Source organism: Steroidobacter cummioxidans (assembly GCF_003104955.1).
The window spans coordinates 1-23,008 of the sequence record NZ_LSRW01000042.1 but is presented as its reverse complement, the minus strand read 5'-3'; the positions used below and the strand labels follow the sequence as shown (position 1 = coordinate 23,008).

Annotated in this window: 12 protein-coding genes and 1 pseudogene; 10 read left to right on the top strand and 3 right to left on the bottom strand. The window is 61.4% G+C overall.

Annotation, left to right across the window (positions count from 1 at the left end; genetic code table 11):
• Positions 1 to 117 precede the first annotated feature (117 nt).
• The 4 genes from ctaD to D0550_RS20205 are packed head-to-tail and all read left to right on the top strand — an operon-like array spanning position 118 to position 7,499.
• Positions 118 to 1,722, top strand: coding sequence for a cytochrome c oxidase subunit I (ctaD, locus tag D0550_RS20220; RefSeq protein ID WP_116811001.1), 1,605 nt, complete (start codon positions 118 to 120; stop codon positions 1,720 to 1,722).
• 10 nt (positions 1,723 to 1,732) lie between these two features.
• Positions 1,733 to 2,884: an efflux RND transporter periplasmic adaptor subunit gene (locus D0550_RS20215; RefSeq protein WP_116811000.1), complete on the top strand. Its 1,152-nt coding sequence runs from the start codon at positions 1,733 to 1,735 to the stop codon at positions 2,882 to 2,884.
• Positions 2,885 to 2,887: 3 nt separating this feature from the next.
• A complete protein-coding gene (locus tag D0550_RS20210) occupies positions 2,888 to 6,070 on the top strand; it encodes an efflux RND transporter permease subunit (protein WP_116810999.1) in 3,183 nt (1,060 codons plus the stop codon).
• Positions 6,063 to 7,499 carry an efflux transporter outer membrane subunit gene (locus D0550_RS20205; RefSeq protein WP_116810998.1) on the top strand — a complete coding sequence of 479 codons (1,437 nt, stop codon included), beginning with the start codon at positions 6,063 to 6,065 and terminating at the stop codon, positions 7,497 to 7,499. The genes D0550_RS20210 and D0550_RS20205 overlap by 8 nt, the downstream gene beginning before the upstream one ends.
• Before the next feature lie 5 nt (positions 7,500 to 7,504).
• Here the strand turns inward: D0550_RS20205 and D0550_RS20200 are convergent, their stop codons facing one another.
• Both D0550_RS20200 and D0550_RS20195 read right to left on the bottom strand, forming a co-directional pair.
• Complete coding sequence (locus D0550_RS20200; protein WP_116810997.1) at positions 7,505 to 8,008, bottom strand: hypothetical protein; 504 nt, start codon at positions 8,006 to 8,008, stop codon at positions 7,505 to 7,507.
• 195 nt (positions 8,009 to 8,203) lie between these two features.
• Positions 8,204 to 10,324: a TonB-dependent siderophore receptor gene (locus D0550_RS20195; protein ID WP_116810996.1), complete on the bottom strand. Its 2,121-nt coding sequence runs from the start codon at positions 10,322 to 10,324 to the stop codon at positions 8,204 to 8,206.
• 774 nt (positions 10,325 to 11,098) lie between these two features.
• On the opposite strand from D0550_RS20195, the gene D0550_RS20190 reads away from it, so the two are divergent.
• The 5 genes and pseudogenes from D0550_RS20190 (at position 11,099) to D0550_RS20165 (ending at position 20,651) form a co-directional block, all read left to right on the top strand.
• Positions 11,099 to 14,227 carry a TonB-dependent receptor gene (locus D0550_RS20190; protein WP_116810995.1) on the top strand — a complete coding sequence of 1,043 codons (3,129 nt, stop codon included), beginning with the start codon at positions 11,099 to 11,101 and terminating at the stop codon, positions 14,225 to 14,227.
• A gap of 170 nt (positions 14,228 to 14,397) precedes the next feature.
• Complete coding sequence (locus D0550_RS20185) at positions 14,398 to 15,822, top strand: sulfotransferase family protein (RefSeq protein WP_116810994.1); 1,425 nt, start codon at positions 14,398 to 14,400, stop codon at positions 15,820 to 15,822.
• Complete coding sequence (locus D0550_RS20180; protein WP_116810993.1) at positions 15,822 to 17,384, top strand: tetratricopeptide repeat-containing sulfotransferase family protein; 1,563 nt, start codon at positions 15,822 to 15,824, stop codon at positions 17,382 to 17,384. The genes D0550_RS20185 and D0550_RS20180 overlap by 1 nt, the downstream gene beginning before the upstream one ends.
• A gap of 175 nt (positions 17,385 to 17,559) precedes the next feature.
• Positions 17,560 to 20,176: pseudogene (locus tag D0550_RS20175) on the top strand (M36 family metallopeptidase).
• Between the two features lie 61 nt (positions 20,177 to 20,237).
• Positions 20,238 to 20,651 (top strand): hypothetical protein, encoded by a 414-nt coding sequence (locus D0550_RS20165; protein WP_116810992.1) that lies wholly within the window; start codon positions 20,238 to 20,240, stop codon positions 20,649 to 20,651.
• A 3-nt stretch (positions 20,652 to 20,654) separates the two neighbouring features.
• Here D0550_RS20165 and D0550_RS20160 read toward each other — a convergent pair whose 3' ends face one another.
• Complete coding sequence (locus tag D0550_RS20160; RefSeq protein WP_116810991.1) at positions 20,655 to 22,472, bottom strand: acyl-CoA dehydrogenase; 1,818 nt, start codon at positions 22,470 to 22,472, stop codon at positions 20,655 to 20,657.
• 126 nt (positions 22,473 to 22,598) lie between these two features.
• On the opposite strand from D0550_RS20160, the gene D0550_RS20155 reads away from it, so the two are divergent.
• Positions 22,599 to 22,820, top strand: a complete 222-nt coding sequence (locus tag D0550_RS20155) for a hypothetical protein (RefSeq protein ID WP_116810990.1) — start codon at positions 22,599 to 22,601, stop codon at positions 22,818 to 22,820.
• Positions 22,821 to 23,008 lie beyond the last annotated feature (188 nt).

Below are 23,008 nucleotides of genomic sequence, written 5' to 3'. Positions count from 1 at the left end.
GATGTGAGAACCACCGACGACCTGCCGGGCATCGTCTCCTTGTTCGCGCATGGCGATTGAGTTCAAAGTCGCCTCGGCGCGACGTGCCCGTGAATAACAAAGCCGAGGAGTCATCCGATGAGCAGCATCCCTGCGAGCGGCGAGGGCGAGCGGCTGCACGCGGAGCAACACGAGCACGGACCGGAAAAGGGCTGGCGACGCTGGCTGTTCGCCACCAATCACAAAGACATCGGCACGATGTATCTGTTGTTCAGTCTCACGATGTTCATGATCGGCGGGATTGAGGCGCTGCTGATCCGCACCGAATTGTTCCAGCCCGGTATGCAGCTGTTCGATCCGGAGTTCTTCAATGGGCTGGTGACCGCGCACGGTCTCACGATGATTTTCGGCGCGATCATGCCGGCATTCGTCGGGCTGGCGAACTGGATGCTGCCGTTGCAGATCGGCGCACCCGACATGGCGCTGCCGCGGATGAACAATTTCAGTTTCTGGATCCTGCCGTTCGCCTTTCTGCTGCTGCTGGGCACGTACTTCGCCACCGGCGGTCCCATGGGCACCGGCTGGACCCTGTACCCACCGCTGTCGCTGCAGATGGCCGACGCCTTTCCCATCACGATCTTTGCGCTGCATATGATGGGTGCCTCGTCCATCATGGGCGCGATCAACGTGATCGTCACGATCATGAACCTGCGCGCGCCGGGACTCGGGCTGATGAAACTGCCCCTGTTCGCCTGGGGCTGGCTGATCACTGCATACCTGCTGATCGCGGTCATGCCGGTGCTGGCCGGCGCGCTGACCATGCTCATCACGGATCATTATTTCGGGACGACCTTTTTCGCTGCCGCCGGCGGCGGCGACCCAGTGATGTACCAGCATCTGTTCTGGTTCTTCGGTCATCCGGAGGTCTACATCATGATCCTGCCGGCGTTCGGCATCGTCTCGGAGATCATTCCCACCTTCGCGCGCAAAGCGCTGTTCGGCTATGACGCCATGGTGTACGCGATCGCCTCCATCGCGTTCCTGTCGTTCATCGTCTGGGCCCACCATATGTTCGCGGTCGGCATGCCGCTCGCGGGCCAGACCTTCTTCATGTTCACGACGATGCTGATCGCCGTGCCGACCGGCGTGAAGATCTTCAATTGGACCGCCACCCTGTTCAAGGGCTCGATCAGCTTCGAGGTGCCGATGCTGTTCTCGCTGGCATTCCTGTTCCTGTTCAGCATCGGCGGCTTCTCCGGACTGATGGTCGCCATCGTGCCGGCGGATTATCAGTATCACGACACTTACTTCGTGGTGGCGCACTTCCACTATGTGCTGGTGCCTGGGGCGCTGTTCGCCATCATTGCGGCGGTCTACTACTGGTTGCCGAAGTGGACCGGTCACATGTACGACGACAGGCTCGCCCACTGGCATTTCTGGATGTCGGCGATCTTCGTCAACGTATTGTTCTTTCCGCAGCACTTCCTCGGGCTCGCCGGCATGCCGCGCCGGATACCCGACTACAGCACGCAGTTCGCCAATTGGAATGTGGTGTCGTCGATCGGCGCCTACGGCTTTGGGCTTGCGCAGGTGCTGTTCGCTTACATCATCTTCAAGACGATTCGCGGCGGCGCCCAGGCCACCGACAAAGTGTGGGACAGCGCCAATCCGCAAGGTCTGGAGTGGACGATCAGTTCGCCACCTCCGTATCACAGCTTCGAGCTGCCTCCACAGATACGCTAGCGCCGCGACGATGCTGCGATTGGTCAGAGCTGGCGCCGTCCTTTATCTGGTTCTGCTGAGTTCCTGCGGAGGCGAGGCGCCGCCGTCGCCGCCACCGCCTGAAGTGCGAGTGGTCACCGCCAAGGCGCAGTCCATCGAAAACATCAGTGAAGTTCCTGGCCGCGTGCAGGCCATCCGCACGTCTCAGGTACGTGCCCGTGTGGATGGCATCGTCGAGCGTCGTCTCTATAGCGAAGGCAGCGACGTCAAAGCCGGCCAGACGTTGTTTCAAATCGATCCCCGCGAGTATCGAGCCAATGTCAGCGCGGTCAGTGCCACACTGACGCGGAATCAAGCGACAGCGGCGAACGCCCGGCAGGACGTGGAGCGTTACGAAGGTCTGGTCAAGGAGCAGGCGATCAGCCAGCAGGAGTTCGACGCTGCGATGGCGCGGCTGCGTACTGCTGAAGCGGACGTGGCGCAAACCGAAGCGCAGCTCGAGAGCGCAAGACTCAATTTGAGTTATACGGCCGTCACCGCACCGATCGATGGGCAGGCGGGGCGCGCGCAGGTCACCGAAGGCGCGTTGGTCAGCGCCTCGTCAGCGACATTGCTGACCACCATCGAGCAGCTCGATCCGATCTATGTGAACTTTTCGCAGTCGAGCGCTTATCTGTTAGCCATACGACAGGAGATCGCCGCGGGTACGCTGAAGGTCCCCGAGCTGGGCAAAGTGGGGGTTACGCTGCTGCTCGAGGACGGCAGTACCTATCCGCATGCCGGTCATCTGGATTTTCTGGATCTCTCGATCGATCAGGCGACCGGGACCGCCGCGGTGCGCGCCGAGTTTCCCAATCCAGAGCAGATCCTGCTGCCTGGGCAATTCGTGCGGGCCCGCATCGAAGCAGGCTTCCGGCCGCATGGATTCTGGATTCCGCAACGCGCGGTACTGCTGACCCCGACCGGAGCGTCGGTTCTGATCGTGGCCGAAGGCGACACGATCGCAGCTCGGCCGGTGAAGCTTGGCGAGGAGCGCGGCGGCCGGTGGGTCGTGCTCGAAGGCCTGAAGAACGGCGATCGCATCGTCGTCGACGGTATTCAGAAAGTCCAACCAGGCGCGCACGTGCGCGTCGTCAGCGCGGACCAGCCAGCCGCAGGCGCCGCCAAACCGGCGGAGCATTGACGCGTGTCGCCTCGATTCTTCATCGATCGCCCGATTTTCTCCTGGGTGATCGCGCTCGGCATCCTGCTCGCCGGCTCGCTCGCGCTGCTGTCGCTGCCGATCGAGCAATATCCCGCCATCGCGCCGCCCTCCTTGACGATCAGCGCCACGTATCCCGGCGCCGACGCCGCGACGCTCGAGACCAATGTCACTCAAGTCATCGAGCAGGAGCTGAACGGTGTCAAAGGCTTCTTGTACATGTCTTCGTCCAGTCAATCGAATGGCGCGGCGACGATCACGTTGACCTTCACATCGGGCACCGACATCGACGTCGCTCAGATGGATGTTCAGAACCGACTGCGCGCGGTCGAGCAGCGGTTGCCGGAGGACGTGCGCCGCCAGGGCATATTGGTGAACGAGGCGTCGTCGAGCTTTCTGATGATCGTTGCGCTCGTCTCCAAGAGCGGGGCGACGCGCTCGCTCGATCTCGGCAATTTCGCCGCCACGCGCGTGATCGACGAACTGCGTCGGGTGCCTGGCGTCGGCGACATCCGATCGTTCTCCTCCGAGTATGCAATGCGCGTCTGGCTCGACCCGGATCGGCTCACGATCTATCGATTGTCGGCGGCCGAGGTGCTCGCGGCGGTTCAGGAGCAGAACACGCAATCGCCGGGCGGTCAGCTGGCCGACCGTCCGCTGGCGCACCACACCGAGTTGAACGCGCCCATCCTCACCCAGAATCGTTTCACCACGCCGGAGCAGTTCGCATCGATCATCCTGCGCGCCAATCCGGACGGCTCGACCGTGCGACTCGGCGACGTGGGGCGGGTCGAACTCGGTGCGCAAACCTATCTTTCCGATCTGGAGTTGAATGGCAAGCCGGCCGCGGGCATGGGCATCCAGCTGACCACGGGCGCGAATGCACTCGCCACGTCGGAAGGAGTGAAGGCACGGCTGGCACAACTGCAACGCAACTTCCCCGAGGACATCACTTGGGTGGTGCCTTTCGACACCACGCCCTTCATCCGCATCTCGGTCGAAGAGGTCGTCAAGACCCTGGTCGAGGCCATGGTGCTGGTGTTTCTGGTGATGTTTCTGTTCCTGCAGAACTGGCGCGCGACGCTCATTCCGACCATCGTGGTGCCGATCGCGCTCGCCGGTGCCTGTCTGGGCCTGTGGATTCTGGGCTTTTCCATCAACGTGCTGACATTGTTCGGCATGGTGCTGGCGATCGGCATTCTGGTCGACGATGCCATCGTGGTGGTCGAAAACGTCGAGCGCATCATGACCGAGGAGGGCTTGCCGCCCTATGAGGCCACGGTCAAGGCGATGACCCAAATCACTTCCGCCATCATCGGTATCACGCTGGTGCTGGTCGCGGTGTTCATCCCAATGGCCTTTTTCCCGGGCTCGACCGGTGGCATCTATCGTCAGTTCTCGCTCACGCTCACGTTGTCGATCGCGTTCTCGGCGCTGCTGGCACTCACGCTCACTCCGGCGCTGTGCGCGGCCATGCTGAAACCGCAACGGCTACACAAGAGGGCAGACTCCGAGCAGGCGACCAGTCGCATCAGCAAGTGGTCCGCACGGTTCTTCGGTGGGTTCAACGACTGGTTCGGCCGGGTTACCGATCGCTATCAAGCGCGCGTGGGTGGCATTCTCGGCAGGCCGATGCGCTATCTCGCCATCTTCCTCTTGCTCGTCGGCCTCACGCTGCTGTTGTTCACGCGCCTGCCTGGCAGCTTTCTGCCGCCAGAAGATCAAGGTGCGGTCATCACAGTCGTGCAAGCGCCGCCCGGCGCTACCGTCGATCGCACCGACGAAGCTATCAAACAGGTGATGGCCTTTTATCAAGCGCAGCCGCAAACCAGCAGCATCGTCTTTGTCCGCGGCTTCAGCTTCTTCGGTCAGGGCCAGTCGAATGCCATGTCCTTCGTTACATTGACGCCGTGGGCGGAGCGTCCGGGCGAACAGAACAATGCGCTGACTCTCGTGGATAAGGCCAACGTGGCGCTCTCACAAGTCAAGCAAGCGATGATCTTCACGCTCAACCCGCCATCGATTCCTTCACTGGGCGTCGCCGCGGGCTTCACGTTCAAGCTGCAGGATCGCGCCGGTCACGGCCAGCCAGCCTTGGTCAGCGCGCGCAATCAGATCCTGGGTGCCGCCATGAAAAGCCCGCTACTTTCGGCGGTGCGCCCGGAGGGGCAGGCGGACTCGCCGCAACTGCGCGTGCTCATCGATCGAGTCAAAGCACGAGCGCTGGGGCTGTCGATTGCCGACGTGAACGCGACGCTCGCCATCTCCTTCGGCAGCGCCTATGCAAACGACTTCAGCCGCGAAGGACGAATTCTGCGCGTGCTGTTGCAAGCCGATGCGCCGTATCGAATGACGCCGGCGGATGTCCTCAACTTGAGGGTGCGCAACACGCAGGGAGAAATGGTGCCGTTCGGCGCATTCACCACGACCGAATGGACCGCCGGTCCGCCGCAGCTGGAACGTTATAACGGCTATCCGTCCATGACGATTTCAGGCTCGCCGGCACCGGGCCGCTCCAGCGGCGAAGCCATGGATGAGATGGCGCGGCTCGCCGAGCAACTGCCGGAAGGATTCGGCTTCGAGTGGACGGGCATTTCATTCGAGGAGCAGCAGGCTGGCGGTCAGGTCGTCGCTCTGTTGGGGTTGTCGCTGATCGTCGTGTTTCTGTTGCTCGCCGCGCTGTATGAAAGCTGGACAGTGCCGCTCGCCGTGCTGTTGATCGTGCCGCTCGGCGCATTGGGAGCCGTGCTCTTTACCATGCTGCGAGATCTGCCCGCGGATGTTTATTTCAATGTCGGCTTGATCGCCATCATCGGGCTGGCGGCGAAGAATGCCATTCTGATCGTCGAGTTCGCGTTGGAAGAGGAGGCGGCAGGCAAGAATTCTTTCGATGCCACGATGAGCGCGGTCAAGTTGCGCTTGCGGCCCATCATCATGACCTCGCTCGCTTTCATTCTCGGCATGGTGCCGCTGGTGCTGTCGACGGGTGCGGGCGCTGCCAGCCGTATCGCAGTGGGCACGGGCGTCATGGGCGGCATGGTTGCGGCGACCGTGCTCGGCGTGTTCTTCATTCCGCTCCTTTATATGTCCGTGCGACGTTGGCTGACGCGGGGTTTGCGCCGTCCGCCGGCCGCATCGACGCAGGAGCTGGAGTCGCCCGATGGCTAGAGTTTCCAGCGCGGCTGCCACCATGGTCCTTGCGGGAGCGCTGCTCAATGCGTGCTCGCTCGCGCCCCGTCACGTGCTGCCCGAGTTGCCGACGGCTGCGCGTTATCCAGAAAGCTATGCCGATGATCCAACCGCGGGCGCTCGGGCCACCGAACTCGGTTGGCGCGACTTCTTTACCGACCCTCGGTTGGAAGCCTTGATCGCGACGGCGCTGAAGCACAACCGCAACCTGGAGATTGCGGTTGCACAGATCGAGGAGGCCCGCGGCCAATATCGCATTCAACGATCCCAGCGGCTGCCAACGCTCGCGCTGAATGCGGAAGGCACACGCTCAGGTCTCGGCGCGGAGAGCGCACCGCTGGCGCAGTTCGGCCCGACTGGGGTCAGCGGTACCTTCGATCAGTATTTCGTCGGCGTGGGCATCAGTTCATTCGAGCTCGATTTCTGGGGGCGCGTGAGTAATCTCTCGCAGGCCGCACGGGCTCAATATCTCGCGACGGTGGCAGCTGCTCGAGCCTTTCAGCTGTCGTTGATCGGGGACGTGGCGTCGACGTACTTCGCTTTGCTCGAAGCGCAGGAAAGTTTGGATCTGGCCGTGGCGACCGTCAATTCTCGCCGTGAAGGCTTGCGTATCGCACGCAAGCGCCTCGATGCGGGCGTGACCTCGGCGCTGGATTTTCGCCAGGCCGAAACGCTGCTGACCCAGGCTGAGACCGATCTCGCGTCATTGCAATTTACCAAGGCACAAAACGAAAACCTGCTCGCGACCCTGGTCGGCAGCGCGATCGAACAACCATTGCCCGACCCGTTGCCCTTGGCGCAGCAGGCGCACTTGCAAACATTGGCGGCCGGACTGCCTTCGCAGCTGTTGACGAACCGGCCCGATATCGTCGGCGCCGAAGAGCGGTTACGCGCGGCGCGTGCGAACATCGGCGCGGCGCGGGCTGCGTTCTTTCCTACCATCACTCTGACCGGCAGTTACGGATTTGCGTCGACGGCGCTGAATGAACTGGTCGGCAACGATCGACGGAGCTGGTCCTATGGGCCGTCGATTTCCCTGCCGATCTTCGACTTCGGCGCACGTCGCGGCAATCTGACCATCGCCCGGGCGCGTGAGAACATTGCCATTGCCGACTACGAGCGCATCGTTCAAACCAGTTTCCAGGAAGTGTCGGATGCGCTGGCGGGTCGAAAATTCCTGGCCGAGCAAGTCCGCTCCCAGGAGCGGGGGACGCGCGCGCAGCGGCAACTCGCGGAGCTGGCGCATTTGCGCTACAACGAAGGAGTGGCCAGTTATCTCGAAGTCCTCGATGCCGAGCGCAACCTGTTTTCGGCGGAGCAGGCGCTGTTACAAGTGCGGAGAGCCGAAGTTTCCAATCTGGTTTCGTTGTATATCGCGCTCGGAGGCGGGCAGCTCGAAACGCGTTAGCATGCTCAGCCGTCGCAGAGCAGCTCGACCTTGCGAATCGCGAGATCCAACGACTGCTGTTTCTCCGCTGCCGCGAGGTCCCGTTTCGCGGTTTCGCATTGCATGGCCTCGGCCTGGGCAGCATCGCTTACCTGAGCGACAGCCTCGGTGCTGGCTGGGTCGCAGTACTGCGCAGTCTCGCGACGAATGTTCGCACTGCTTCCGATTCGTTCGATCGCGACACAGTCGTTGACTTTGATCTGGTGCTGATCGCTCACGATGCGCGTAGAGCTGCCGTCCAGCATCCGCACTGTATATTGCGTGGCTGTGCGATCGCCTTCGGCGACGGCTGCGGCCGTACCGCCTACCGCCGCTCCAGCGATGGCGCCGCCTGCACTTCTGCCCGCCAGCACGCCGATCGTTCCGCCGAGCAGGGCTCCTTGCGCGGCCTTCGAGCCCACCGTCACTTGCTCAGCGCTTTGTACGACACCGAACTGCACGGTCGCGCTTTGCCCGACCCGGTGCGACATGCTCTCGCATCCTACAATCGATAGCAGCGCGATACTGAAGATCCAGAGACTGGCCCGGCTCGACATGACATTGCACATGACACGATCCTTTCAGAGTGCCGCAACGAAACGATCAGCAAGTCATGATGAGCCCGGCAGACACGCCGGGCTACCGGACGGCGGGCAGCGGAAAAGCGCGCTGTCTCCTACGTTCTGTCAGAAGCGATAGGTGATGCCCACGTTGTAGTTGCGAGGCTCGCCGAATGCCAATTGGCTGAAAAAGCCGATCTGGCTGTAGTACGTCTCATCGAGCAGGTTATCGACATTCAACTGCGCCGACAGGTGCTCGCTGAATGCATAACGTGCCATCACATTCACCAAAGTGTAGGCATCTTGTGTCAGGCGGTCGGGCACCTCAGTGCCGGTGATGGTCACGTCCATGTAGTTGCCGCCTTCCCAGTAGAGGCCACCACCGATGGTCAGTCCGGGCAGCGTGTCGAGGAACTGGTAGGTCGTAAACAGTTTGAGCAGTTTGCGAGGCTGGTCGGTGTTGACTGCGACGTTCTGTGCGTCTTTTGCCGTGAAGTTTGTGTAGCTCAGGCTCGCTTCCCAGCCGGGCAGGGGACGGCCGACGACTTCGATTTCGAAGCCTTCGCTTTGTGTGCCTTGCGCGGCTCGCGATGGCTGGCGGGGGATGCCCGCGTCCGGATCCCAGCCATCGGGGTCCGGTTGCGCCAGATTGTCCTGTTCGATCCGGAAAACTGTGAACGTCGTATGCAACGCGCCGCTCAGCAACGCGCTCTTCAGGCCGAGCTCATAGGAGCGTCCGACCAAGGGATCGAGCTGACGGCCGTAGCGGTCAATATGGTCTTGCGGTTTGAAGATCTCGGTGTAGCTGGCATAGAGCCGATGCGCGTCCGTGACGTCATAGAGGGCGCCGGCATAGGGAATGAAAACATTCGAATCGCCAAAATCGACGTCGTTGCCGTAGCTCACGCCCCGCTGTTCCCATTTGGCGAGCCGGCCGCCGGCGACGATTTTCAGTGGGTCGGCCAGGGTGAAGCGGGTTGCAACATAAAAGCCCGACTGCTTGGTGTCCTGATCGACATCGATAGTCACGGCACCATAGGTCGGCTCGCGATAGCTGCCGTCCCAATTGTTGAAATTGCCGATGGGGTCGACCGTTCCTGCCACCGGGGCACGGTTGTCCGCGAAATAGGATTGATCGGTGTAGGAGTAGCCGGCGATCAGCTCGTGCGTGCGCCCGAACAGATCGAAATTGCCCGTGAGCCGAAGGCTGATGTTGTACTGCTCGCGGCTGGTGTCTGAGCGCAGGGGAATAGGGAAGAGACCGAGGCCAGTCTCACGATCCGGATTGCCATACAGATAGAGCAGGTTCAACTCACCGTCGTTACGCGCGTTGTTGTAGTCGACGTGTAAGTCCCAGCGGTCACTGAGCTGCTGGCGAACTGTCGCAAAGTAGTTGCGATTGGTCGAGGCCCAGCGAGTCCAGCGTGCGCCGATGGTTTGCGAGCGGCTAAAGTCGGTGCGACTATCGTCGGCGTACCAGGAAGCAAGACCGCCCCACGTCGACGCCGTTGGATCGTTGTCTTGATAGCTGAAGCCCGCGCGCACTAGCGTGCGATCGGTGACGTCGGCGTCGATGACTGCGTAACCGACAGATTTCTTGTTGCTGAGCAGCCGTACGAAAGAGTCGTTCTCTTCGTAGTTCAATACGGCACGGCCCCGCACGCGACCGTCGAGCGCAAGCGGCGAACTCACGTCGACCATGGCATTGCGCTGATTCCAGCGACCAAAGCCGAGCGTCGTAACTCCGGTGAGCTCTTTGCTGTCCGCGTGTTTGCGGACGAGGTTGATCGAGGCAGAAGGATTGCCCGCGCCGGTCAACAAGCCCGTCGCACCGCGCACGATTTCGATTCGCTCGTACAGTGCGGTGTCGGTTTCGGTCTCACCAGCATCGCCACCGGAGCTCCACTCCATCGGCACGCCATCGATCTGATAGTTGTCGATGGTAAAGCCGCGCGCCGAGAACGCGTGACGCGAGCTGTCCCGCAACTTGCCGGAGACGCCGGGTGCATTGATCACCACATCGGACAGCGAGCGCAGATTCTGATCGGCGATGCGCTCGAACGTCATCACCGACACCGATTGCGGCGTCTCGAGGATGGTGAGCCCCAGGCCGGTCGCGGTGTCGAGCCGGTCGCGGGTGGTGTAGGTGCTCTCGACAACGACTTCTTCGAGCGAGTCAGCCGCTCGGACGTAACCGCTCGAGGTCAGTGCGAATGCGACCGCCAGGGCCACGCCATTCGAATTCATTACCCATCCCCATCAAACGCCAGGACGGGGACTATACAGGAATGCGAACGATTCGCATCTCTATTGTGGGTATCGGCGCCTTGGGTCTGCATCAGGGCCTACCCGCGAGTGCCGAGCGCATATAGAGCGCCGAGCGCATATAGATATGAGTGCAGCGTCTCGCCGGAGACCCGAGCCAAGGCGATGGCCGTGGCCGATGCGCTGAACTGTCGGCCGGACCTTGTCGAGCGTCGCTGTGATGAGGCCATTGTTCATCACTTTGCTCGCATCCAGCGAACCGATGATCTTCGAGCCGTCCGAACCGATCCCGCGGTTCACTCCGTCGCTGCTGCGATGTGAAGACAGAATCACACGGGGCCTGCCTCCTTTTGATTCAATGGTTGCGAGATATATTTGCTCCAATGCCGAGCGATATCTGCGATCCATTTTGTTTGTTCGTGGTTGAGCGGCGACATATATACAAAGACTTGGCCGCTCTGTTCCATAAAAAACATCAGTAAGCGCTATGTTTGTGCATGGTTTCTGCTGTTTTTGCCGAATCCGGGCGCTGGGCAATAATTGAGCAATCTGGCTTTCATTGACCAGATCGCAGTTGTATGCTCGAAACACGCCTTGATGCGTCCGTGCAACGGCGAGCAGTCCGGCACCGGCCAGTAGATGAGCCAATAACAAGGGGGAAGACACCGACGGCGGAGATTCCAATCGCTTCAGCGCGGATGCGGATGGGCTTCGAGCGGCAATGAAAAAGCAACATCTCTTACGGAGGAGCAGTCGATGTTGACAAGAACCACCCTTGCATTGGCCGTGCAGCAGGCGCTTGCGACCAGTGCAACAGCAGCTGCAACCGATCCTTCCCAAGCAAACCGACGCAACGCCAGCCGCCTGGCTGGCGCGCTGGCCACGACCCTGATGGCTACTACTCCCGCCGTCTTCGCCCAGAGCACCGGCGGCAGCGTGTTCGGACAAGCGGCATCGGGAGACATCGTCATCGTGGAGGGCGAGGGGACGGGGTTCCGCCGTGAAATTTCCGTCGGCGCCGATGGCTCCTATCGTGTGCCCGCGCTGTCACCTGGCAAATACAAAGTGACTTTGCGCCATCCCGATGGCACGACCGCAGTTCGCGATGGCGTGCTGGTCAGCGCCGGCACGGGTACGCCAGTGAGCTTCACCTCGGCCGGCGTCCTGCAGATGGAAAACATCATCGTCACTGGCGTGCGCGTCAATCCCATCGATGTTTCTTCGGTGGAGTCGGTGACCGTGCTGTCCGCCGATCAGCTGGCGAAGATCCCTGTGTTGCGCGATCTCACATCGGCGGCTCTGTTGGCGCCCGGCGCTGTGCGCGGCGACTTCGCGTTCGCGGACGGCAAATTGCCGTCGTTCGGCGGCTCTTCGGTGGCCGAGAATCAGTACTACGTGAACGGCTTCAATGTGACCAACTCGTTCCGCGGCTTGAACTTCTCCAAGATCCCGTTCGAGGCGATTGCCGAACAACAGGTGAAAACCGGTGGCTATGGCGCGGAATTCGGCCGTTCGCTGGGCGGTGTGGTCAGCCAGACCACCAAGCGCGGCACCAACGAGTTTCAGTCGGGGTCGAGCATTTACTGGTCGCCGGCGTCGCTACGTAGCAAGACCCGGAATGCCAACTACTCGAACCGGCTCGAGCCGAGCAGCTTCGGCACGGTGCGTTCCATCAATGCCGAGGAGGAAACCTCCGAGTGGACGGCCAATGTCTGGGCGAGTGGCGCGCTGGTGCAGGACAAGCTGTTCGCCTTTGCGTTGATCGGCTATTCCGAGCATGAAGAGGACCGCTGGGGCAATGTCACCCAGGCGAACAATACCAACGACAAGACCGAGACCCCGAGCTGGCTGGTGAAGCTCGACTGGCACATCAACGATGCCAACTCGTTCGAGCTGACCGGGTTCTCCGACAAGGATGAAACCACCAGCAAGGTGTATCTGAATACCTTGGGCACGGCCAACCGGCTCGGTCTGATCGGTACTCAGTACGAGGAGAACGGCGGCACCAATGTCGTTGGCAAATACACCAGCTACATCTCCGATGCCTTCACGGTATCGGCTTTGTACGGTCACGGCGAATACTCGCGAGGCCTGCACTTGACGACGGCGAGCGGCCTGCGCGTGGCCTATAGCGGCAACCTCAACACGCCGGCCAGCGGTTGTCCGGTCATCGTCGACGCTCGTCCGGCGGCTCGGCGTGCAATCACCGGAACTTACGCGAGTACGTGCAACATCACGGCCACTTTCCCAACCACCGGCAGCATCGAGCGTGAAGATGCCCAGGATGAGCGCAATCAGTTTCGCGTCGACGCCGAATGGAAGCTGGGTGCTCACGTGGTGCGCTTCGGTTATGACCTCGATGACTTCGAGTCCGTGGGCGGCACATCGATCGAAGGCGGTCGGCAGTGGCGTTATTCGACCAATGCGAGCGGAGTTGACGTCGTACGCGAGCAGATCGTCAATCAGGGCGCCACTGTCGAGGTCAAACAGCGCGCGTTCTACATCGAGGACAACTGGAACATCACGGATAATTTCCTGTTCTCGGCCGGCTTGCGCTGGGACAGTTTCGAAAACCTGAACGGCCAGGGTGAGACCTATGTGGAGATCGACAACCAGTTCGGCCCGCGCCTCGGCTTCTCCTGGGACGTGAAGGGCGACTCATCGATGAAGGTCTACGGCAACGCCGGTCGCTATGCATTGCCACTGACGGCGAGTGTTGCGATTCGTGGCGCGAGCGCTTCCTTGTTCACGCGCCAGGATTTCACATTCACGGGAGTCGATCCCGCTACCGGCGCACCCATGGGCCGCGAGCCTCTGAACAGAGTTCGCTTCATCAATGGCGAGTTCGGCGAGCCGAAGGACGCCAAGACCATTGCCTCGAAGAATCTCGATCCGATGTATCAGGACGAGTTCATTCTCGGCATGCAGATGCGCATCACCAATCACCAGAATGTGGGTGCCCGCGCCATCTATCGCGAGCTGAAAGCCGCCATCGACGACAATTGCGACTACACGCCGATCCTGACGGCCGCCGGCTTCGCCTTCAATGAGGACGATGGGGTCTGGGTCGACGGCAACGGCCGCGAGGCTGTGTTGCCGAACGGCGGCTTTCCTTATTGCCGCATGTTCAATCCGGGCGAGAACGCGATTTTCCTGACCGACTTCTTCGACGACGGCACGCTGACGCAGACGACGGTCCCGGGCGATCTGCTGTCGCCGAAGGCGCGTCGCACTTACAAGGCGCTGGAGCTGTTCTGGGATGGCAACTGGGACAAGACGTTCGTGCAAGCCTCCTACACGCTGGCTTACAGCAAAGGCAACACCGAGGGCGGCGTCAAATCCGATATCGGCCAGGCCGACACCAACGTCACCCAGGACTTCGATTACAAAGAGCTGGCGGTGGATTCGTACGGTTATCTGCCGAACGATCGACGTCACTCGCTCAAGGTGTTCGGCAGCTACTCGTTTACCGAGGAATTCGCGATGGGCACGAACCTGGTCGTGCAGTCGGGGCGCCCGAAGAACTGCCTGGGCGTGCTGTATCCGTATCACGGCGGGATTCATCCGTACGGCTCATCGTTCTTCCGCTGTGGCACGACGACGGCGGGCGGTCGCGATGGTCCGTCGGAACCGGTGCCGCGGGGTACGGCGGGTCGTCTGCCCTGGAGCTATCAGGTGGATCTGAGCTTCGCCTACACGCCGCACTGGGCCGAAGGACTGACGGCGAAGATGGACGTCTTCAACGTCTTCAACAAACAGGAGCCCATTGCTGTAGACGATCGCGCGGAGGACGGCACCACTGGCACGCCGGTGAGCACCTATCTGGTGCCACGGGCATTCCAGTCACCGCGAGAATTTCAGTTCTCGCTGGTCTATAACTTTTGAGCGAGGGGAGCGGATCTGCTGCATACGGCCGCCTTGCTGCGGCCGTATCTCCTCGCGGGCTGTGGGGCCGTGCCCAACAGTATGAACTGCGAGGCCTGTGGAACGAGGCCCGTTCGCTGTATGAGGCGATTCTCGACAGCGAGCCCGGCCACGTTCCAGCGAGGCTCCGTATGTCGCGCTTCGAGCAGATCGCAGATCGCTATCTCACAGCGAAGGAACACGCGTGGCGGGCCGCTGAATCGGTGCGTGAGTCCTCCAGCACACGCCTGATAGGGTACGTGACCGCTCGCCTGTTGGAGTTTGCCGAAGAGCCCGCGGCGGTCTCGCTGATCGAGTCAGTGGACTGGTCGGAGCCGAATGTCATTTCTCAATCAGCGGTACTGGCGCAGCACTTATGGCTGGCCGGCGACTATCAGGGCGCACTGAAATTCCTCGACGCGATGGCCAGGCATGTGCCAGCCCATCCGTTGCTGGCCTTCACGCGTGGCAATGTTCTGCGCTACCTCGGCGACCTGGAGGCCGCCAACACGGAGTATGAACGGTGCCTCGCAATGTCGCCGGACTTCGCCGACGCGCACTGGGCGCTGGCCACTCATTCCAGAGCGCAGCCACCGCTGGCTCGCGTTCAACGCATCCAGGGTGCGTTGAGCAGAGTCCAGCCCAACAGTATCGAGCAAGCACATCTATGCTATGCGCTGTTTCGTGAATACGATGCGGCGGATCTCCGGCAGGAGGCGTGGGCTGCCTTGTCGAACGGGGCTGAGATCATGAGTCGCCGCCTCGCGTTCGATTCGCAGCTCGAAGCGTCCCGGCTCGATGCACTGATACAAATGCCGGTATCGTTGCCAACGCGTGCCACCCCCGGCGAGATTGTTCCCATCTTTATCGTCGGCATGCCGCGCACCGGGACGACTCTGCTCGATCGCATCCTGGGCAATCATTCCTCGGTGCAGTCGCTGGGTGAGCGCAACGACTTCGCGGCGGCGGTGAGCGAAGCATCGGGGCGGTTTTTCACATCGCCACTGCACGGCGATCGTGGGTCGCTGTTACCAGATCTGGACTTCAAGAAGGTCGGCCATCTCTATGAGCAGCGCCTGCGCCGGCTTGCTCCGGCCAGTCGGTTTGTAATCGACAAGAATCCGCAGAACCTGTTCAACCTGCCGCTCATCCTGCAAGCGTTGCCTGCGGCGCGCGTGTTGTGTCTGCAGCGAGACCCGCTGGACGCTTGTTTTTCCAACTTGAAAGAGCTGTTCCAGGCGGATTCCTATCCCTATAGCTACTCGCTGCACGGTCTGGCGGATCACTGCCTGCGTGTGCGAAGCTGGATCGGGCATTGGCAAAAGACTGCGCCACAGGCAGTGCGGATCGTGACTTATGAGGATCTGGTCCGTGCTCCGGAACGCTCGACTGCGCAGGTGCTCGATTTTCTCGGACTCGATAGACAAGAGGCTTTGCACGTCATCACGCGCAACCGCACTCCGGTGTCGACAGCCAGCAGCAGTCAGGTTCGCGAAGGTATCCATGAGCGCGGGATCGGCGCCTGGAGACGTTATCAGCGGGAGCTGCAACCGCTGATTGAGCGATTGCAGCTCTGATGGTTACTCCCGCGAGCCTGCCGTCTGTGTTGCGACCGATGCTGGCAAACGCGGAGGCGCTGGCTGCCAGGCAGGATTGGGATGGAGCGATTGCAGCGTACGAGAAGGTTCTCGAGCAGGTGCCGGATGAGCCCTATACGCTCGTGCAACTGTCGTACATGTACTCGTTGCGAGGGAACTATCGTCGCGCCGAAGACTTCGCGCTCGCCGCGGCACGAACCGGCACGATCGATGAGAAAATCCTGACTGAGCTGCTGCCGCGCCTGCGGACGTTCAACAAAGTGCCTGAGCTGCTGGCGTGCATCGAGCGGGCAGGGCCGCTCACCAGAATGTCCATTCCTCTGCTGATCGCGGCCGGTGCGCAGCTGAGCTATCTCAATCTGCCGGAGCGCGCCATTGCGTATCTGGATGAGGCGCGTCGGGCGGACCCGGACTATCCGACGACGCTGCTCGCACGCACGCAGATCCTCACCTACCTGGGTCGCTTCGACGACGCCGAACAAGATGTGGAGCGCGCTATTCGCAGGGCTCCCGAGATCGCGCAGGGCTACTGGCTGCGCGCGGGTCTTCGGCGCCAGACCGTAGAGCGCAACCATGTGGATGTGATCAGACGAGAGCTGACGCGCCCGGGTCGCTCCGCGGAGGATATCGCGGCGCTGTCGTTCGCTCTTCACAAGGAGCTCGATGATCTGCAGCGATACGACGAGGCATGGCTGGCCTTGATGCAAGGCTGTCGCGCAAGACGATCGCGGTTGAACTATGACGCGGGCAGAATGAAACGACTGTTCGATGATCTGTCGATCTTCGAAGCGGCCAGTGCGACCACGGCGGAGACAGGTCTGATCCCGATCTTCATCGTCGGCATGCACCGATCCGGCACGACATTGCTGGAGCAGATGCTCGCGGGGCATCCGGCGGTTGCTGCGCTGGGCGAGCTGTATGACTTCACCAGTGCGATGCGTCATACGACCGATCATCACTGCAAGGGAGTGATCGATGCGACGCTCGTGGCGCGAGCGCGCAGCGCCGACCTCAGCGTCGCAGGCATGCGATATCTCGACGGCATCCGATGGCGGCTGGGAGGCTCGCGCTACTTCACCGATAAGCTGCCTTCCAATTTCCTCAACATCGGTTTCATCGCGCATGCGCTACCGCAGGCGAAGATTCTGCACATGGTTCGCGATCCGGTGGAGACGTGCTTCTCCAATCTGCGCGAGCTGTTTTCCGACGCGAACCCATTCAGCTATGACCTTGGCGAACTCGCGGACTATTACGAATGGTATGCGGGGCTGATGAAGCATTGGCATGCGCGTTTTGCTGGGCGGATTCTGGACGTTGAGTATGCGCAGCTGCTCGCCAACCCTGAATTGCAACTGCGGCGAGTGACGGAATTCTGCGGCCTGCCGTTCGATCCAGCGATGCTGGAGCTCGGCTCGCGTCGTCGTGGTGTCGTCACCGCAAGCGCCGTGCAGGTGCGCAGCAGTGTTCAGATTCGTGATATCCCCAAGTGGGCGCCTTACGAGCGCCGGCTGACGCCGCTTGTCGACAAATGGAAGGTGTGACATCGGGAGGTGCAAGACACGCGATCTAACATCTTGTGACCAAGCCATCTCTGTCACTTTGCAGCACGCCGCGACTCTATGCGGGCAGCGGGCTGCGCCGTTGACAGGACATCGCGCTTATCGCTGAATCGCAATCGACCTACATTCCTCAGTTACTCAAGGAAGGAGTTGCATCATGAACCGATGCCGAGGATTCACAGTTGCGTCCATTTCATTTGCCTGCGGCCTGTGGTGGAGCGCGCTGGCAGGCGCCCAGGAAATTGCTCCGACGCAGGATGCCGAGCGTCATTTCGATGCCAGGCACGATCTCAACCGAGAGTTCACCGCTGCACGATCGGCGGCGGCCATTCAGCCTCGCGCGATTCAGGGGTTGATCGCCAATGTGGAAGAGCTCACCGTGGAATCCAACGAAACCACCGGAGCAGTGAGCTCGCTATCCAGTCAGCGCGGCTATCTCACGGGCGCGGCGCAGGGCCGGCCCATGGATCTGGCCATGGCATTCATTCGCAGCAACGTCGCTGCGCTCGGGCTCGAGCCGTCCGACCTGCAGGGGTATGTGGTATCGGACGTGGTTTACTCCCGAGTGACCGGTGCCACTCACATTTATCTGCAGCAGCGTCACGCCAGCATCCCGGTGTACAACGCCCAACTGCAGGTCAATGTGAATCGGAACGGTCGCATCATCAGTGTGAACAATTCGTTCCTTCCCGGATTGGCGCAGTCGGTGCGTGCACTGAAGCCAGGTATGTCATTGGCTGCGGCAGTGAGCGCGGCAGCGAAGTTCTCGGGCATCGCAGTGCCAACGCAAGTGCGGACGCTGCAATCGACGCCAGGGCCGCAGCAGCATACTCGGATGAGTCACGAAGGGCTGTCGCTCGCACCGATCGACGGGCGTCTGATGCTGTTGCCGATCCGACGGGGCGAAGCGCGTCTGGTCTGGAATTTCCAGATCCATACGCTCGATGAGCAGCACGCCTGGGATTTCACGGTCGACGCCGAGACGGGGCAGGTGTGGACGCGCTTCGATGAGACAGTCGCGGATCAATATCGAGTCTATGCGCAGCCGGTGGAGAGCCCGACGCACACGAGCCCACTGCCGCCGTCCGATGGGCGCTCACTCGCGGTGAATCCGGCCAACAGCCTGGCGTCGCCTTTTGGATGGCACGACACGAATGGCGTCGCGGGCGCTGAGTTCACCACGACCCAAGGCAACAACGTCGAGGCCTACACCGACACGGACAACAACAATTCGCCCGACGCAGGCTCCAGCCCGAGCGGCGGGGCGGCGCTCAATTTCGACTTCGCGATCAATCTCGCGGGCGCGCCGAGCACGTATCGTCCGAGCGCCGTCACCAACCTGTTCTACTGGAACAACATCATTCACGACGTTCAGTATCAGTATGGGTTCGACGAGGCGGCCGGCAACTTCCAGGTCAACAACTATGGCCGCGGCGGCTTGGGCAACGACTCGGTCCGCGCCGAAGCTCAGGACGGCGGGGGTACCAACAACGCCAATTTCTCCACGCCGGCCGACGGCTCACGGCCCCGCATGCAAATGTATATCTGGACCAGTCCGAATCCGGATCGCGATGGCGATCTGGATGCGGGCATCGTCGTGCATGAGTACGGCCACGGCATTTCCAATCGGCTCATCGGCGGGCCGTCGAATGTCAATTGCCTCACGAATCGTCAGCAAGCCGGTGAGGGGCTGTCGGACTGGTGGGCGCTCGCATACACGGCGAGAGCCAGCGATACAGGCGCAACTCCGCGCGGCATGGGGACCTATGCGTTAGGTCAGGCGACCAGTGGCGCAGGCATTCGCACTCAGCGTTACAGCACGGATCCAGCCGTCAACACGTGGACCTACGCGAGCATCAACGGCATGGCGATTCCACACGGCGTCGGTTCGGTGTGGGCGCAGGCAGCCTGGGAGGTGTACTGGAAGCTCGTCGATCAATGGGGCTTCAGCACAAATCTCTACAACGCATCCGGTAGCGCAGGCAATCAGCGCATGATGCTGTACGTCAACGAGGGCCTGAAGAACACGGCGTGCAATCCGACCTTTACTCAGATCCGAGATGGCATCATCCAGGCCGCAATGGACAACCACGGCGGCGAAGATGTCTGTCGTATGTGGGAAGCCTTCGCAGGGTTCGGACTAGGCTCGAACGCAGTCAGCGGCGGCGCTTCCAGCACCACCCCGACAAATGGCTTCTCCGTCCCGGCCTCTTGCCAGGGCGGCGGCGGCACGGTCGTATTCGAGGATACCTTCGAGACCAACCTGGGGTGGCAAACGAATCCGAACGGCACGGATACTGCCGTCTCCGGAGCCTGGGAACGGGGCGTTCCGCAAGCGACCAATTCCAGCGGCCCGAAACAACTCGGCACTACGACCAGCGGTACGAACGTTCTGGTCACCGGTCGCCTCGCGGGTGCGAGCGCGGGTGAGAACGATGTCGACGGCGGCGTCACTTCGATTCGTTCACCAGCTATCACGTTGCCTGCCACGGGCACGCTGACCCTGACGTTCAGTCAGTATCTCGCCCATGGCAGCAAACGCGAACCAAATTGCCGATTATTTTCTGCGAGTGAGCGTGGTGGGGGCGACGACCAGTGTCGTGTTCCAGCGGTTGGGATCGGCGACCAATGTCGATGGCGCGTGGTCCACCGCGACGGCCAGTCTGAACGCCTTTGCCGGCCAGACCGTACGCCTGTTGATCGAAGCTGCGGACTTGGGCACAGCTAGCCTGGTCGAAGCAGGTATCGATGATGTGCGGATAACGCAACAGTGAAGCGTTGTTTCTAGCAAGAGCAGCGCGGGTCCTGCCGGGCCCGCGCTGTTATCCTCACCATATGACACGTCATCACTATCTCGTTGCGCTGCTGCTGGCCGTGGCCCTCGTCGGGTGTCGATCCACGGGCGATCCTGCGCCTCGCCAAGCGGCGCTCGATCAAGAGGTTCTGCTGGCGCCGGGAGAGCGAGTTGTATTCGGTCCGCCGCAGCTCGATGTGCAGTTCGTACGAGTCAGCGAGGATTCGCGCTGTCCGAGCGATGTGACTTGCGTTTGGGCCGGTCAGGTCAAAGTGCAACTGTCGATTCGGGGCAACGCTGGCGAAGCCGAACAACACGAGATCACGGCGGGTGAGGGCGCAACGATCGGCGAGTTGCGCGTGGCTGTCGTGCAGGTTCAGCCCGAGCGAATCTCGACGCGCGAGATCTCACCCGGGGAATACCGGGTGACTTTGCAGGTGGAGCGACTCAAATGACGCTCAGTCGAACCATTCGTCGGCCATATCGAGCGTCGTACGATCCAGCGAGTCCAGCAGTCCGAGCCAGCGATCGATGCGCGGCAGCTCCCATTTATAGAAATACCGGCAGGCAGCCAGTTTCCCGCGATAGAACGCAGCTTGCTGTCCTTCAATACCGCGTATGGCAATCACTGCTTGATCGAGCCACAGCCACGCGACAACGACGTGGCCAAATGCATCGAGGTAGCACGAGGCATTCGCAAGTCGCAGCGTTGCGTCCGGAACGTTTCTAAGGTGCGTCGTAGTCGCGAGCACGCGCGACCAGGCATCGCGTAGTGCAATGGCTTGCTCAGCCAGTTCGGGAGCAGACGCGGCACGCTCGACGGTGCGTTCGATCCTCGCCGTGAGAGCGGCGAGCGCGGCGCCATCGGCACTGCTGACTTTGCGACCGAGCAGGTCGATGGCCTGAATGCCGAAGGTTCCTTCGTGGATCGGATTGAGGCGGTTGTCGCGATAGAACTGTTCGACGTTGAAATCCTGCGTGTAGCCGTACCCGCCGTGCACCTGGATGGCGAGATCGTTCGCCGCCAGGCCCCATTTGGACGGCCAGCTCTTGGACACCGGCGTGAGCAAGTCGAGGAGCTGTCGAGCGCGCTGAGCCTCTTCGGCAGACGCAGTATTCGTCTCGTCGACGAGCAGGGCAGAGAACAGCACGAGTGCGAGAGCGCCTTCCACATAGGCTTTCTGCGCGAGCAGCATTCTGCGTACGTCGGCATGATCGATGAGGCGCACCGGCGTCGTTTCCGGATTCCGTTGTGTCGGTAAGCGGCCTTGACGGCGACTGCGGGCGTAGTCGACCGAGTGCAGATAGCCCGTATATCCGATCGCGGCTGCACCGAGGCCGACGGTGATGCGGGCTTCATTCATCATATGGAACATATAGGCGAGCCCGCGGCCTTCCTCGCCGATGAGCTCGCCGACGGCTCCCGCCCGGCCACCGGGGCGATGGCGTCCTTCGCCAAAGTTCAACAGGCAGTTGGATGTGCCGCGATAGCCCATCTTGTGATTCAGGCCGGCGACCACGACGTCGTTGCGCTCGCCGAGCTGGTTGTCTATGCCGGGCAAGTACTTGGGAACAGCAAACAAAGAGATCCCAGCGACGCCGGGGCGCAGGGCGCCGCGCTCGTCAGGCACTTTGGCGAGCACCAGATGAACGATGTTGTCGGCGAGGTCGTGATCGCCGCCCGAGATCCACATCTTGTTTCCTGTCAGTCGGTAACTGCCATCCGACTGACGCTCCGCGCGGGAGGTGATGTCGGCGAGCGATGAGCCCGCATGCGGCTCCGAGAGGCACATCGTGCCGGTCCATCTACCGTCGAGCATCGGGCGCACCAAGCGCCATTTCTGTGATGCCGTCCCATGCGTCAGCAGCAGATTGGCATTGGCGATCGTAAGGAAAGCATAGGCGGCCGTAGTGGGGCAGGCCGCGAGAACGAATGCGAGACCCGCGCGCTCCACGACATAAGGCAGGCGCATGCCACCAAATGTTTCTTCCTGGCATGCGGCCAGCAGGCCGGCAGCGGCAAATGCCTGCAATGCCGAGCGCTGTTCCGGTGCCGACACCACTGTGTCGCCGACCAGTTTTGGCGGCTCCCGATCCACTTTCTTGTTATGTGGCGCGAACTCGGCGTGCGCAATCTGCGAATAAGTATCGAGCGCGGCGTCGAATGTTTGCCGGGAATGATCGGCGAACACGGGGCGCTCGGTCAGGCGCGTCACGTCCAGCCAATCAAACAACAAAAAGTCGACGTCACGACGGGACAGCAATAGTGAGCTCATGGGGTCGACCTTAATATTGACTGCCGAGTCAGTCAATGTTAATTCTAAGATACGGCGAAGCGAACGCCTCGCCCGATGCCCGAACAGCGGCACGAAAAAAGCGGCACAGGCCAATAGGGGGATAGGATGAATCGTCTGGATCTGGACAAGAGAGCGGCGGCACTTGTCGCGCTGGTGGCGGCAGCGACTCCGGTCGGCGCGCAGAACTCATCAACTGCAGCCAACGCTCGAGAGTCGATGGCGGTCGAAGAGATCGTCGTCACAGCGACCCGCCGTAGCGAACGACTGCAGGATGTGCCGCTCAGTATTTCGGTGTTGTCACAAACCGAGCTGACGCAGAAAAGGTAATCGTTCGGCTTTTTCGAAGGGCATCGCGCGCGAGACACCGGGCGCGTGCTGAAACGTGGCGAGTGATAACAAACGTTCGCCTCACTGCTCGCGGCATTTCAACCAACGGTTGGGGCGCGGGTTTGCAGACCACCACCACCATCTATCTGGATGAGTTGCCTCTGAGCACCATCGGCAACACGGTGACG

Bases quoted from the DNA above. Each gene is read 5' to 3' on its own strand.
- ctaD (WP_116811001.1), top strand. From the start codon at position 118: ATGAGCAGCATCCCTGCGAGCGGCGAGGGCGAGCGGCTGCACGCGGAG.
- D0550_RS20215 (WP_116811000.1), top strand. From the start codon at position 1,733: ATGCTGCGATTGGTCAGAGCTGGCGCCGTCCTTTATCTGGTTCTGCTG.
- D0550_RS20205 (WP_116810998.1), top strand. From the start codon at position 6,063: ATGGCTAGAGTTTCCAGCGCGGCTGCCACCATGGTCCTTGCGGGAGCG.
- D0550_RS20200 (WP_116810997.1), bottom strand. From the start codon at position 8,008: ATGTCGCACCGGGTCGGGCAAAGCGCGACCGTGCAGTTCGGTGTCGTA.
- D0550_RS20195 (WP_116810996.1), bottom strand. From the start codon at position 10,324: ATGAATTCGAATGGCGTGGCCCTGGCGGTCGCATTCGCACTGACCTCG.
- D0550_RS20190 (WP_116810995.1), top strand. From the start codon at position 11,099: ATGTTGACAAGAACCACCCTTGCATTGGCCGTGCAGCAGGCGCTTGCG.
- D0550_RS20185 (WP_116810994.1), top strand. From the start codon at position 14,398: ATGTCGCGCTTCGAGCAGATCGCAGATCGCTATCTCACAGCGAAGGAA.
- D0550_RS20180 (WP_116810993.1), top strand. From the start codon at position 15,822: ATGGTTACTCCCGCGAGCCTGCCGTCTGTGTTGCGACCGATGCTGGCA.
- D0550_RS20165 (WP_116810992.1), top strand. From the start codon at position 20,238: ATGACACGTCATCACTATCTCGTTGCGCTGCTGCTGGCCGTGGCCCTC.
- D0550_RS20160 (WP_116810991.1), bottom strand. From the start codon at position 22,472: ATGAGCTCACTATTGCTGTCCCGTCGTGACGTCGACTTTTTGTTGTTT.
- D0550_RS20155 (WP_116810990.1), top strand. From the start codon at position 22,599: ATGAATCGTCTGGATCTGGACAAGAGAGCGGCGGCACTTGTCGCGCTG.